Source organism: Agromyces aurantiacus (assembly GCF_016907355.1).
GTDB lineage: Bacteria > Actinomycetota > Actinomycetes > Actinomycetales > Microbacteriaceae > Agromyces > Agromyces aurantiacus.
In genome coordinates this window covers 846,172-859,578 of the sequence record NZ_JAFBBW010000001.1, presented here as the reverse complement: position 1 = coordinate 859,578, position 13,407 = coordinate 846,172, and the positions used below count along the sequence as shown (strand labels likewise).

Sequence of the window (13,407 nt, the reverse complement as noted above, 5' to 3'; positions counted from 1 at the left end):
ATCCGGCCCTTACGCCGGGATCAGGGTGTACTTCGTGTCGAGGAATTCGTGGATGCCCTCGAAGCCGCCCTCGCGGCCGATGCCCGACTGCTTGACGCCGCCGAAGGGCGCCGCCGCGTTGGAGACGAGGCCCGTGTTCAGGCCCATCATGCCGGTGTCGAGGCGGTCGATCATGCGGTGACCGCGGGCGAGGTCCTGCGTGAACACGTAGGAGATGAGGCCGTACTCGGTCGAGTTCGCGAGGCGCACGGCCTCGTCCTCGTCGGCGAACGTCGTGATGCCGAGCACCGGTCCGAAGATCTCCTCGCGGAGCAGGCGCGCGTCGGCCGAGACGTCGCCGAGCACGGTCGGCGCGTAGAACGAGCCGGTGCCGTCGATCGCCGAGCCGCCCGCGAGCACCTTCGCGCCCTTGGACACCGCGTCCTGCACGAGCTCGTCGGTCGAGGCGACCGCGTCGTCGTCGATGAGCGGGCCGATGTTGACGCCGTCCTCGGTGCCGCGGCCGACGCGCATGGCCGAGACGCGCTCGGTGACGCGGCGAGCGAACTCGGCCGCGACCGACTCGTGCACGATGAAGCGGTTCGCGGCCGTGCACGCCTGGCCGATGTTGCGGAACTTCGCGACGAGCGCGCCCTCCACGGCCTTGTCGAGGTCGGCGTCCTCGAAGACGACGAACGGCGCATTGCCGCCGAGCTCCATCGACGTGCGCAGGATGCCCTGGGCCGACTGCTCGATGAGCTTGCGGCCGACCTCGGTCGAGCCCGTGAACGAGAGCTTGCGCAGGCGCGGGTCGGCGATGATCGGGCCCGAGACCTTCGACGAGCTCGTGGTGGTGACCACGTTCACGACGCCCTTGGGCAGCCCGACCTCCTCGAGCAGCTGCACGAACGCGACGGTCGTGAGCGGCGTGAGCGCGGCGGGCTTGACGACCACCGTGCAGCCCGCGGCGAGCGCCGGCGCGATCTTGCGGGTGGCCATCGCGAGGGGGAAGTTCCACGGGGTGATGAAGTACGACGGGCCCACCGGGCGCTGCGCGACCACGATGCGGCCGGTGCCCTCGGGGTTCCAGCCGTAGCGGCCCGTGATGCGCACGGCCTCCTCGCTGAACCAGCGGAGGAACTCGCCGCCGTAGTTCACCTCGCCGCGCGCCTCGGCGAGCGGCTTGCCCATCTCGAGCGTCATGAGCAGGGCGAAGTCCTCACGGCGCTCCACGAGCAGGTCGAACGCGCGGCGGAGGATCTCGCCGCGCTCGCGCGGAGCGGTCTTCGCCCACGCGTCCTGCGCGGCGACGGCCGCGTCGAGCGCGCGCATGCCGTCGGCCGCCGAGGCGTCGGCGATCTCCTTGAGCACCTCGCCCGTCGAGGGGTCGCGCACCTCGAAGGTCTTCCCGCCCTCGGCGGCGACCCATTCGCCGCCGATGTAGAGGCCGTCGGCGACGCGGTCGAGGAGGGCGGATTCCTGCGTTGCAGTGGTCATGCTGGGATGTCCGTTCCGTATCGGGCGCGGGTCTCGCGCGATCAGGGGTAGAGGCCGCGGAGGCGGTGCGCCTCGGCGACGCGTTCGACGGCGAGCGCCGTGGCGGCGGTGCGGAGCGAGAGGTCGCGGGCCTCGGCATAGCCGAGCACGTGACGCCAGGCGTTCAGCATCCGCTCCTCCAGTCTGCTCTCGACCTCGTCGGCACGCCACCAGTAGGCCTGGTTGGCCTGCACCCACTCGAAGTACGAGACGATGACGCCGCCGGCGTTCGCGAGGATGTCGGGCACGACGAGGGCGCCGCGCTCCCGGAGGATCGCGTCGGCCGCGGGCGTCGTGGGGCCGTTGGCGCCCTCGACGATCACGCGGGCCTTCACGGCCCCGGCATTGCCCTCGTTGAGCACGCCTTCGACGGCGGCCGGCACGAGCAGGTCGACGTCCTGCGTGAGCACGGCATCGCGGTCGAGCTCGTCGGCGCCGGCGAAGCCGACGACCGATCCGGTGGCCTTCACGTGGTCGGAGAGCGCCTCGATGTCGAGGCCGCCGTCGTTGCGCACCGCGCCGTACTGGTCGCTGACGGCCGTCACCTTCACGCCCGCCTCGGCGAGGAACCGCGCGGCATCCGCACCGACCTTGCCGAAGCCCTGCACGGCCGCCGACGACCGCGCCGGCTCGAGGCCCGCGTGACGCAGCGCCGCGAGGGCGATGTGCGTGACGCCGCGGCTGGTCGCCGACGCGCGGCCGAGCGATCCGCCGAGCGAGATGGGCTTGCCGGTGACGATGCCGGGCACCGTGTAGCCCGAGTTCACCGAGTAGGTGTCCATGATCCACGCCATTGTGCGCTCGTCGGTGCCGATGTCGGGCGCGGGGATGTCGCGCTCCGGCCCGATGATCGGCAGGATCTCGCTCGTGTACCGACGGGTCACGCGCTCGAGCTCGGCCTGCGAGTGCTCGCGCGGGTCGATCGCGAGGCCGCCCTTCGCGCCGCCGTACGGCACGTCGAGCAGGGCGCACTTCCACGTCATCCACATCGCGAGCGCGCGCACCTCGTCGAGGTTCACGTTCGGCGCGTAGCGCAGGCCGCCCTTGGCGGGGCCGCGCGAGAAGTTGTGCTGCACGCGGTAGCCGAGGTACAGGCGGCTCTCGCCCGAGTCCATGCGCAGCGGCACGGCCACGCTGAGCTCGCGGCGCGGGGTCGCGAGCATCTGGTGGAGGCCGTCGCCGTAGCCGAGCAGCGCCACGGCCTCGGCGAGCTGGGCGCGCGCGTCGGCCAGCGGGGTCGGCTCGGCGTGGGCCGGTCGAGGAGCGGATGCCGCGGCATCCACGGGCGACGTCGTCGGCGCCGTCACGGGGTTCATGCGTTCCGCAGCCCTTCCGCGAGGACCTCGAGGCCCTCGACGAGCAGCTCGTCGCTGATGGTCAGCGGCGGCAGGAACCGGATCACGTTGCCGTAGGTGCCGCACGTGAGCACGAGCACGCCGTGCTCGGCCGCGTAGGCGGCGAGCTTGCCGGTGAGGGCCGCGTCGGGCGCGCCGGTGGCGGGGTCGACCAGCTCGATCGCGACCATGGCGCCGCGGCCGCGGACGTCGCCGATGCGCGCGTCGGCCGTTCGGAGCGCGTTGAGGCGGCCGATCAGGACGGAGCCGATCTGGCGGGCCCGCTCGATGAGGCCGTCCTGCTGGTAGGACTCGATCGCGGCGAGCGCCGCGGCGCAGGCGATCGGGCTGCCCGCGTAGGTGCCGCCGAGGCCGCCGGCCATGGCGGAGTCCATGATCTCGGCGCGCCCGGTGACGCCCGAGAGCGGCAGGCCGCCCGCGATGCCCTTCGCGGTCACGATGAGGTCGGGCACGATGCCCTCGTGCTCGCTCGCGAACCAGTGGCCGGTGCGGCCGAAGCCGGTCTGCACCTCGTCGGCGATGAAGACGACGTCGTTCTCGTTCGCCCACGCCACGAGCGCGGCGAGGAAGCCGGGCGCGGGCACGATGAAGCCGCCCTCGCCCTGGATGGGCTCGATGATGATCGCGGCGAGGTTCTCGGCGCCGATCTGCTTCTCGATCTGGGTGATCGCGCGGGCCGCGGCCTCGGCGCCCGAGAGGCCGCCGTCGCGGAAGGGGTAGCTGAGGGGCGCGCGGTACACCTCGGGCGCGAACGGGCCGAAGCCGTTCTTGTACGGGATGTTCTTGGCGGTGAGGCCCATCGTGAGGTTCGTGCGGCCGTGGTAGGCGTGGTCGAACGCGACGACCGCCATCTTCTTCGTGTAGTGGCGCGCGATCTTGACGGCGTTCTCGACGGCCTCGGCACCGGAGTTGAACAGCGCGGAGCGCTTCTCGTGGTCGCCGGGGGTGAGCTCGTTGAGCTTCTCGGCGACGGCGACGTACGAGTCGTACGGGGCGACGGTGAAGCACGTGTGCGTGAAGGCGTTCAGCTGCGCGGTGACCGCCTCGACGACGCGCGGGTTCGAGTTGCCGACGCCGGTCACGGCGATGCCCGAGCCGAGGTCGATGATCGAGTTGCCGTCGGCGTCGACGATGACGCCGCCGCCCGCCGCGACGACCGAGACGGGGATGGTGGTGCCGACGCCCTTGGCGACGGCCTGCGCCTTGCGGGCCATGAGCTCCTGCGAGCGGGGGCCGGGGATGCTGGTGACGAGGCGGCGCTCCTGCGGGAGGGCGGGGCCGCCGACGGCGGTGGCCGTGGGTTCGACGAGGGTCATGGGTTGCTCCGATGCGGTGACGACGGTGGCGGTGTCAGGCGATGGTAGGCAGGGCCGAGGGGATGTCGCGCCCTCCCCGATGTACACTCATGGCACCTCTACTCGACGTCGCGTACATCCAGGAGTGTCCCGTGAAGCCCACCGTGCGAACCCTGCTCGATCGGGACGACCTCGCGCTCACCCTGCGCACCGACGAGGCCGTGCTGCCCGAGGGCGCGCTCGACGCGCCCGTGCCCTGGGTGCACAGCTCCGACCTCGCCGATCCGGCGCCGTTCCTCGAGCCCGGCCAGGTGCTGCTGACCACCGGCACGCAGTTCGGCGCCGACACCGAGCACGACGACCCTGCCGGGTTCGACGCGTACGTCGCGCGCCTGCGCGAAGCGGGCATCGCCGCGCTCGGCTTCGGCACCGAGGTCATCCGGTCCACTCCCGAGCTCCTCGTCGACGCGTGCGCGCGTCACGGGCTGCCCCTCATCGAGGTGCCCTACCGCGTGCCGTTCATCCGCATCGCCCGCACGATCGCCGACCTCAACGCCGCGGATGCGAACGCGCGGCAGGCGTGGGCCCTGCAGGCGCAGCGCGCGATCTCGCTCGCCGCGCTGCGACCCGACGGGCTCGGCGCGACGCTCACCGAGCTCAGCCACCGGCTGGGCACGTGGGTCGGCCTGGTGGATGCCGCGGGCGCCCTCGACCGGGAGGCGCCGGTCGGCGGGCTCGGCCAGCCGGCGCTCGGCGAGGTCGTCGGCGAGGCGCGCTCGATGCTGCGCCGCGGGCAGCGTGCGAGCCGCACGCTCGAAGCGGGCGATTCGGTCGGCCGGCCGCAGCGGATGACGCTGCAGACGCTCGGCGCGGGCGGCGCCCTGCGCGGCGTGCTCGTGATCGGCGAATCCCCTGAACTCGACGCCGCGGGACGCGAGGTCGTGAACGCGGTCATCGCGCTCGCGGGGCTCGCGCTCGAGCAGAATCGCGACCTCGACCGGGCGCGCGGCCACCTGCGCTCGGGCCTGCTGCGCTCGATGCTCGCCGGCGACGTCGAGCTCGCCGCGGGCGTCTCCGCCGAGATGTGGGGGCCGCTGCCGCACGACCCGGTCCGCGTCGCGGTCGCCGACCTGCCCACCGAGCACGTCGACCGGATGGCGGAATTCCTCGAGCTCCGGGTGGACGAGAAGGACGGCCGCCTCTTCTTCGGGCGCGACGGCGAGACGGTCGTCGTGGTCGCCGAGGACGCCGACACGCGCGTGGCCGACGAGCTCGCGGCCGAGTTCGACGTGCCGGTCGGCGTGTCCGACGCGGCATCCGTCACCGAGCTCGCCCGGCTGCACGAGCAGGCGACGCGCGCGCTCGAGCGCGCGCGGGAGACCGGCGCGGGCGTGACGTGGTTCGACGACATCAGCCGCCAGGGCGTGCTCGCGTTCCTGGCCCGCACCGACGCGCGCGCGGTGGCGCGCGCCACGCTCGAGCCGCTCATCGACTACGACCGCGAGAACGGCACGGGCCTGCTGGAGACCACGCGCACGTGGCTCGAGCACGGCGGCCAGTTCGACGCGACCGCGCAGGAGCTCGGCGTGCACCGGCACACGGTCCGCAGCCGGATCGCGCTCGCCGAGAAGCTGCTCGGCCGCGACCTGTCGGGGTTCCACGCGCGCGCCGACCTCTGGGCGGCCCTGCTCGCCACGGAGTGACGGAGGACCTTCCCGTCGTCACGCGCCCGGCGTACCGTGGGAGCCAGGATGCGGCGACGAGGAGGTTCGCGATGCAGGCGACGGTCGGCGATCGACTGGTGATCCACGGCAAGGCGGTGGGCAGCGGGGAACGCCACGGGGAGGTCCTCGAGGTCCGCGGCGCCGACGGCGGCCCGCCGTACATGGTCCGCTTCGACGACGGGCACGAGGCCCTGCTCTACCCCGGCAGCGACTGCGAGCTCGAGCACGTGCACAAGCACTCGGCGCACTAGCGCGTTCGCCGGGCCGCCGGCCTGGGGCCGCCTCCCGGGATCCGTCGTTCGGATGGCGCACGATAGCGTGGAGCGCATGTTCTCCTCGTACGTGGCGATCGGCGACAGCTTCACCGAGGGCGTCGGAGACGAGCTGCCCGACGGCAGCGTGCGCGGCTGGGCCGACTTCGTGGCGCTCGGGATGGCGCGCGCCGCGGCGCCGGAACCCGTGCGCTACGCCAACCTCGCGATCCGCGGCCGCAAGCTCGGCCCGATCATCGACGAGCAGCTCGAGGCGGCGATCGCGCTCGGCCCCGAGGTGATCAGCTTCAACGGCGGCGGCAACGACATGCTGCGCCCGCGCATGCCCGAGGAGCTCGTCGCGGCACGCTTCCGCCAGGCGGTCCAGCGCATCCGCGACGAGGGCATCCACGTGCTCATGCTGAGCGGCGCGAACCCGACCGACCACCTCCCGCTCGGGCGCGTGTTCGACGCGAGGGGCGTCCGGCTCACGCGTGCGCTGTACGACCTCGCGTCGCTGCCCGGCGTGACGTTCGTCGACAACTTCGCCGACCGCGGGCTGCGCGACATCCGGTACTGGTCGCCCGACAAGCTGCACCTCAACTCGCTCGGGCACGCGCGCGTCGCCTCGAACGTGCTCACCGCGCTCGGGCTGCCCGTGCCCGAGGAGTGGGGCGTCGCGGAGGTCGCCGCCGCCCCGCCGGGCCCCCGGAGCCGCAACACCGCGGTGTACTACCGCGAGTACGTGCTCCCGTGGATCGGCCGACGCCTCACCGGCCGATCGTCGGGCGACGGCCGCAGCGCGAAGCGCCCCGCGCTCGAACCGGTCGCCCTCGACGCGTAGGCGGGCGGGCCGCGCGCGTCCGGCGCCGCCACTCACGGTGTGGTGCCACCGGCGCGCCGCTCGGCCGCTGCCGCCCCCGCGTCGCTGCGCCCGGAGATGTCGTCCGGATGGCTCATGTCAGCGCGGCCTCATATGAGGCCTCGCTCACATGGCCCGCCGCCTGACGCCGACAACCCACGCCACCTGTCAACGGCGCCTCACATGAGGCCGCCTTCACACGAGCCCGCCATCGCACGTCCGCAGTGCCCGGCATGTGTCGATGCGGCCTCATATGAGGCCTGGCTCACGGAGGCGGGTCGCTCCACCACAGCACATGCGCGCTCATGTCCACGCGGCCTCAAATGAGGCCTGACTCACGGAGGCGGGTCGCTCCACCACAGCACATGCGCGCTCATGTCCACGCGGCCTCATATGAGGCCACGTTGATTTGAGCGAGAGAGATACCATCGCGGCGCGGGGCGGGCGGGCGAAAGCGGCGCCGTCGCGCGAACGGCAAGGGCAGCGCAGCCGTGCAGTCGCGCGACCTGCCAGCGTCGACCGGACGGGCCGGCGAGGTGGTCCGGCGGCCGGCGCCCGACCGCCGGCGGCAACCCTCAGTCGGCGAGCACGCCCGCGACGAACGCGCGCGTACGACGCGCCAGTCCGTCGATGCGCGACCACGCCTGCGAGCCGCTGCGGACCTCGGCCGGGGCGAGCGGCGCGTGCAGGCGAACGTTCTCCTGGCACGACAGGTCGCTGCACAGGTAGGTGCCGACCGTGTCGCCGTTGCGGCCCGCCTCGCCGGCCCGGCGCGCGGAGAACATCGTGACTTGGTTCGCGGGCTGCTGCGTGTGGCAGAGGTTGCACATGCCGGCGCGGAACCGCGACGACGGCGGATCGGCCGCGCGCAGCACGACCCCGACGGGCTCGTCGTCGATGAGCGTGACGAGGTAGCCGCGGCGGCTCGCCCTGCGGTCGCGCCAGGCGAGCGCGTCGACGTGCTCCCAGTCGACCAGCAGGTACTCGAGCGGCAGTTCGAGCTCCTCGAGCTCGCGATCGGTCGCGTTCACGAACGACGACCGGAGCTCGTCTTCACTGATGGGACGCATCCGACCCCCCTTCGACCCGAACCAGTGTAGGCGCGTCCCCGGGAAGCACCACCCGACCACCGATCGCGGCGGCGAGCGGCCGCGTCAGGCGAACGAGGGCCGCGGACGGTCGTCGATGCGCGGGCACCAGCCCGCGGACGTGCGGTCGTACTCGTGCCCGGGACCGTGCGCGAGGAGCCGGCCGAGCGCCTCCACGAACCGGTCCACGTCGTCCGCCGTCGATCCGGCGCCGAGGCTCGCGCGCAGCCCGTTGGCGCGGGTCGCGACGCGATCGAAGAACGGGTGCGCGCAGAAGCGGCCCGCGCGCACCGAGATGCCGTGCTCCGCCGCGAGCGCCGCGGCCACGAGGCCGACCGAACCCCGCTCGAGCTCGATCGTCGCGATGGCGAGGCGGTCGTCGGCGTCGTCGAAGCCCCGGATGACGCGCACGCCCGTCACCCGGGCGAGCCCGGCGTGCAATCGCGCCGTCAGCGCCTCCTCGTGCTCGCGACGGGCCGGCTCGCCGAGCCGCTCGAGCTCGGCCAGGGCCCGCGCGAGCGCAGCGATGCCGAGCACGTTCGGGGTGCCGGCCTCGTGGCGTTCGGGGCCCGACTTCCACTCGGCGCCGTCGATGCGCACCGACTCGACCGCACCGCCGCCGGCGAGGTGCGCGGGCGCGGCGTCCAGCCAGTCCGCCCGCCCGACGAGCGCGCCGGCGCCGTACGGCGCGTAGGCCTTGTGCCCGGAGAAGGCGAGGTAGTCGACGCCGGATGCCGCGAGGTCGATGCGGCGGTGCGGCAGCAGCTGCGCGGCATCCACCGCCAGGCGGGCGCCGTGCTCGTGCGCGAGCTTCGCGATCGTAGCGACGGGCAGCACCTCGCCGGTCACGTTGGAGGCGCCGGTGACCGACACGAGCGCCGCGGGGCGACGGCGCAGCTCCGCGGCGAGCGCATCGAGCGTGGCGGCGATCGTCGACTCCGCGACGACCACGCGGCGCCCGCGGCGCAGCCACGGCAGGAGGTTCGCGTGGTGCTCGATGTCGAGCACGACCGTCTCGCCGGGCACCGCACCCGCGAGGAGGTTGAGCGCATCGGTGGTGTTGCGCGTGAACACGACCGCGTCGTCGAGTCGCGCACCCACGTGACGGGCGACGGCGACCCGCGCGTCGTCGACGAGCGCGGTCGCGGCCTGCGACGCGTAGCCGGTGCCGCGATGCACGCTCGCGTAGTAGGGCAGCACCCGGGCGACGTGCGCACTCACCGCCGAGAACGCGGGGGCGGATGCCGCGACGTCGAGGTTGACGTGACGCACGCGGCGCCCGCCGAGCACGGGCACCTCGAGGCCGGCGTCGTCGAGCTCGGCCAGCGGCATCGCGCCGGCGCGCACGGCGGTCGCGGTCGCGGTGCTGGTCATGGCGCCTCCTCGGACGGGGTGCGGACGAGGCTACGGACGCGCGCCGCCGCGCCTCAAGGGGCGCCCGTCACCGTGCGTCACGTCGGGAAACGCGAAGAAACATGCAAGCCCCTCCGCGGCATCCGCCCCGGCCGTACGATTGGTGCATCCGGCGCCATCGCGCCCCTTCCCGACGACCCCGGAGCACCCCACCACGTGACGACGAACGAGCCCGACCTCCTGCCCGACGACCGCACGCCTGCGACCGGCGACGCGTTCCGCCGCCGTGTCCCCGACCCCGACCGCGGGTTGCAGCTGAGCGACGTCCCGGAGCTGGTCCTCGTCTCACCGCACACGCCGCACGCGCGCTTCGACCGCGACGACCTCGTCGTGCCCAAGGGCCAGTACGCGCTCGCCAACGGGCACGCGACCCCGCAGGAGTCGATGGTCGAGGACCTGCTCGCCGTCGCATCCGCCCTCGACGACGCCGGCGTCGACTACCTGCTGGTCCGCCGCGACGGCGGTCGCCCCGTCATCGCCGTCGACCGCACCGACCGCAAGCGCGTCGTGCGCACGCTCGCGCGGGCGTTCGCGACCGAACCGTTCTACTCCGCGACCCTCGAGCCCGCGAAGGCGGCCGCAGCGCCGCACGTGCTCGTCGCCGACGGCATGCTCTCGACGCACCGCAAGCCGCGCGCCGTGCGGCTCTACCGCCCGCGCATCGAACCCGTCGGGCGCCTGCGGTACGGCCCGGAGTCGGCGGTGCAGCTGGAGTTCTGGCGCTTCGGCGACGACGTCATCGAGGCACCGTGCGAGAACGCGCTCATGCGAAGGACCCTGCCGCGCGCCGAGGCGGTCGAGGAGACCGTGCACCTGCACGGTCGCGACTGGCGAACCCTCGAGCACATGTGGGCGCCGCTCGCGAGCGACATCGACTTCGAGATCGACATGGTCTTCTCGTGGGTCGACGGCTCCGACACCGAGTTCCTCCGCGAGCGGGCGCGGCGCATGCAGACCTACGTGGTCGGCGAGGGCGACGAGTCCGAGGCGCGCTACCGGCAGATCGACGAGCTGAAGTACGCGCTGCGCTCGGTGCACCTCTTCGCCCCGTGGGTGCGCCGCATCTTCATCTGCACCGACTCTCCGGCGCCGACGTGGCTGGCGAAGCATCCCAAGGTCACGATCGTTCGCAGCGAGGAGATGTTCGCCGACGTCTCGGTGCTGCCCACCTACAACTCGCACGCCATCGAGGCGCAGCTCCACCGCATCGACGGGCTCGCCGAGCACTTCCTCTACTCCAACGACGACATGTTCTTCGGCCGTCCGCTCTCGCCCGACCTGTTCTTCTCCCCCGGCGGAGTGACGAAGTTCGTCGAGGCGACCACGCGCATCGGCCTCGGTGAGACGCACTCCGGGCGATCGGGCTTCGAGAACGCGGCGCGCGTGAATCGACGGCTGCTGCGCGAGCGGTTCGGCAAGGTCACCACGCGTCACCTCGAGCACTGCGCCGCACCGCTTCGTAAGAGCGTCATGGCCGAGCTCGAGGCCGCGTTCCCGGAGGAGTTCCGCCGCACGGCCGCGAGCCGGTTCCGGTCGGCGACCGACATCTCGGTCACCAACTCGCTGTACCACTACTACGCGCTGCTCACCGGACGCGCGGTGGTGCAGACCGATGCGAAGGTCAAGTACGTCGAGACGACGCTCAAGCGCGCGCTGCCGGCGATGAAGCGGCTGCTGAAGCGGCGCGACATGGACATGTTCTGCCTCAACGACGGCAGCTTCCCCGAGATCTCGGTCGAGGAGCGCACCACGGCGGTCATCGACTTCCTCGAGCGGTACTTCCCGTTCCCCGCACCCTGGGAGAAGGGCGCGACGGATGCCGACGCGCTCGTCTCGCGGACCGGCGACGTGCCCTCGCTCGACGAGCTGCGGCGCGCGGCCGCCGACCTCACGGCGTAGCCGCCGGCACCGACCCCGACACTGCTGCTGGTCGAGCGGCCTCAGGCGAGCACGCGGATGGGCTCGGTGAACGGCGGTTCCACCGCGCGCACGAACATGGGGGCCGCGGCATCCGGGATCACGATGCCGTCCGCCGCGAGGCGGCGCGCCGACTCGTCCGCGTCGATCCAGTCGAGCGCGGCGTGCGCGCCGAGCGGCACGACCGAGTGCAGCACGGTCTCGGGGTACACGTGCACGAGGTTGAAGGCCCGTGCCCCGTCGCGACCGCGCGTGCCGCCCACCGGCACCATGAGGTCCTGGGTGTAGCAGCTGGCCGAGGCCACCGAGACGGGCACGCCCGCGAACGTCGCGGTCGACGAGTAGTGGAGGTGGCCGCCGATGATCGAGCGGATGTCGCTTCCCGCGACGACCTCGGCGAGCGCGGACTGGTCGCGCAGCTCGACGGACACCGCGAGGTCGAGCACGCTCGGCACGGGCGGGTGGTGCATCGCGAGGATCGTGCCGTCGGGCGCTGGGATCGAGAGCTCCTCAGCCAGCCAGTCGAGCTGGTCGCCGGTCAGCTCGCCGTGGTGGTGTCCGGGCACCGACGTGTCGATCGTGATGATCCGCAGGCCGTTGACGTCGTAGACGCGGTCGACGGGCCTCTGGCCGCCGACCAGGTCGCCGAACAGCCCCCGCCGGAACGCGTCGCGGTCGTCGTGGTTCCCCATGACCCAGATCACGTCGGCGCCGAGGCGCTCCGCGGCGGGCTCGACGATGCGACGCAGCAGGTCGTACGCCTCCGGCTCGCCACGGTCGGCGAGGTCGCCCGTGAAGACGATCGCCTCGGGCCGTCCGCCGGACGCCTCGAACTGCTCGAACAGCTCGCGCAGGTGGTCCTCGGATGCGACGCGGTCGTAGAGCCGGCGGCCGCCGCCGAGCAGGTGCGTGTCGCTGATGTGCAGGAGGAAGTGCGACGGCCGCGGGTACTCGGCCCTCCGGATGTTCACGAATGCTCCGCTCGTTCGACTGCTACGGATCGTCCGGGTGTGGTCGAACCTAGCGCAGCATGCGGAGCCGAACGCGCAGTGAACGCGGGATGTGACGAAGCTGAATGCCGCGCGTGGCCCACGTTCGGGGGCCGCTGTCAAGGCCCTCCCACTCGATCGATCGCTCGTCGAGACTCGGTTGCGAGGTGGTCGTCACCTCCAGGCAGGCCGGTCGGCGAGCTGAAGACCGTTCCCGTCCCCCGGGAGCCTTCGCCGCCGGCCTGCCGCCACCTCGGCGTCCGGCGGCACGCTGTCGCACAGGCACCCGCCGAGCCGGCACTCGCCACGCAGCCACTCGCCACGGCAGTGCGTGGCCGGGGGCCGGGCTCAGCCCTTCGGCTTGTCGGGGCGGTTGGTCGCGCCGGGCGGGTCGGGCCGGCCGTTGGTGTCGTCGGTGGGCGTGGTGGTCGGCTCGACCGGGTCGGTCGTGGGTTCGGGATCGACGATCGGGGGTTCCGGCGCGACCTCGGTGGGCGTCGGCGTCGGCGTGGGCGTCGGCGTCGGCGTGGGACCCGTCGGGACCGGGCTCGGCATCGTGAAGCCGGATCCGGGCTGGGGCCTGGTCGCGCTGTCGGCGGGCGCGCCGCCTCCGGCGACGGCAGGCGGCCCCTGCGAGATGAGCGCGACCGTGCCCGTGAACGCGAGCGAGGAAACCAGAAGCGCACCGCCCACGAGCACGAGCATCCGATGCTCCGAGACCCACGGCAGGACAGGGCCCGCGCGGAACGCGGCGAACGCCTCGGCCGCCCGTGCGCGCGCCGTGACGAGGCCCGCGCGACCCGCGGTGAGCGCGGCCGCCGTCGCGGATGCGACCACGTCGAGGGGTCCGGCCGGCTCGGGCGGGGGCGCCGCGCGGCGGCCTCGCCGCCTGCCCGCCTCCTCCGCTCGGGGGTTCTCCATGCCGTTTCACCGTCTCGTCAGTCGTCAGTCCGCCGGAGTAGCCTACCTTCCCGTCGCCCGCGGCGCCTCCCGAACGG

General features: G+C 73.1%; 11 protein-coding genes. 4 read left to right on the top strand and 7 right to left on the bottom strand.

The window, feature by feature from the left end; all coding sequences use genetic code 11:
* Positions 1-9: 9 nt before the first annotated feature.
* The 3 genes from JOD46_RS04030 to gabT are packed head-to-tail and all read right to left on the bottom strand — an operon-like array spanning position 10 to position 4,186.
* On the bottom strand, positions 10-1,476 hold the full coding sequence (locus tag JOD46_RS04030) for an NAD-dependent succinate-semialdehyde dehydrogenase (RefSeq protein ID WP_204391844.1): 1,467 nt from the start codon (positions 1,474-1,476) through the stop codon (positions 10-12).
* Between the two features lie 41 nt (positions 1,477-1,517).
* Positions 1,518-2,831 (bottom strand): Glu/Leu/Phe/Val family dehydrogenase, encoded by a 1,314-nt coding sequence (locus JOD46_RS04025; RefSeq protein ID WP_204391843.1) that lies wholly within the window; start codon positions 2,829-2,831, stop codon positions 1,518-1,520.
* On the bottom strand, positions 2,828-4,186 hold the full coding sequence (gene gabT / locus JOD46_RS04020; protein ID WP_204391841.1) for a 4-aminobutyrate--2-oxoglutarate transaminase: 1,359 nt from the start codon (positions 4,184-4,186) through the stop codon (positions 2,828-2,830). Before gabT ends, JOD46_RS04025 begins: the two co-directional genes overlap by 4 nt.
* Before the next feature lie 131 nt (positions 4,187-4,317).
* On the opposite strand from gabT, the gene JOD46_RS04015 reads away from it, so the two are divergent.
* The 3 genes from JOD46_RS04015 (at position 4,318) to JOD46_RS04005 (ending at position 6,984) form a co-directional block, all read left to right on the top strand.
* The gene (locus tag JOD46_RS04015; RefSeq protein WP_307834901.1) at positions 4,318-5,868 is read left to right on the top strand and encodes a PucR family transcriptional regulator; all 1,551 of its coding nucleotides are present in this window, start codon (positions 4,318-4,320) and stop codon (positions 5,866-5,868) included.
* Positions 5,869-5,939: 71 nt separating this feature from the next.
* A complete protein-coding gene (locus JOD46_RS04010; RefSeq protein ID WP_204391837.1) occupies positions 5,940-6,140 on the top strand; it encodes a DUF1918 domain-containing protein in 201 nt (66 codons plus the stop codon).
* A gap of 76 nt (positions 6,141-6,216) precedes the next feature.
* Complete coding sequence (locus JOD46_RS04005) at positions 6,217-6,984, top strand: SGNH/GDSL hydrolase family protein (protein ID WP_204391835.1); 768 nt, start codon at positions 6,217-6,219, stop codon at positions 6,982-6,984.
* 593 nt (positions 6,985-7,577) lie between these two features.
* Here the strand turns inward: JOD46_RS04005 and JOD46_RS04000 are convergent.
* On the bottom strand, positions 7,578-8,072 hold the full coding sequence (locus tag JOD46_RS04000) for an FBP domain-containing protein (protein WP_204391833.1): 495 nt from the start codon (positions 8,070-8,072) through the stop codon (positions 7,578-7,580).
* Positions 8,073-8,156: 84 nt separating this feature from the next.
* Positions 8,157-9,464, bottom strand: a complete 1,308-nt coding sequence (locus JOD46_RS03995) for an aminotransferase class V-fold PLP-dependent enzyme (protein ID WP_204391831.1) — start codon at positions 9,462-9,464, stop codon at positions 8,157-8,159.
* Positions 9,465-9,758: 294 nt separating this feature from the next.
* On the opposite strand from JOD46_RS03995, the gene JOD46_RS03990 reads away from it, so the two are divergent.
* Positions 9,759-11,402 carry a stealth family protein gene (locus tag JOD46_RS03990; protein ID WP_239563184.1) on the top strand — a complete coding sequence of 548 codons (1,644 nt, stop codon included), beginning with the start codon at positions 9,759-9,761 and terminating at the stop codon, positions 11,400-11,402.
* Between the two features lie 41 nt (positions 11,403-11,443).
* Here the strand turns inward: JOD46_RS03990 and JOD46_RS03985 are convergent, their stop codons facing one another.
* Both JOD46_RS03985 and JOD46_RS03980 read right to left on the bottom strand, forming a co-directional pair.
* On the bottom strand, positions 11,444-12,391 hold the full coding sequence (locus JOD46_RS03985; RefSeq protein WP_204391829.1) for a phosphodiesterase: 948 nt from the start codon (positions 12,389-12,391) through the stop codon (positions 11,444-11,446).
* A gap of 366 nt (positions 12,392-12,757) precedes the next feature.
* The gene (locus tag JOD46_RS03980) at positions 12,758-13,330 is read right to left on the bottom strand and encodes a hypothetical protein (protein ID WP_204396869.1); all 573 of its coding nucleotides are present in this window, start codon (positions 13,328-13,330) and stop codon (positions 12,758-12,760) included.
* Positions 13,331-13,407: the final 77 nt, after the last annotated feature.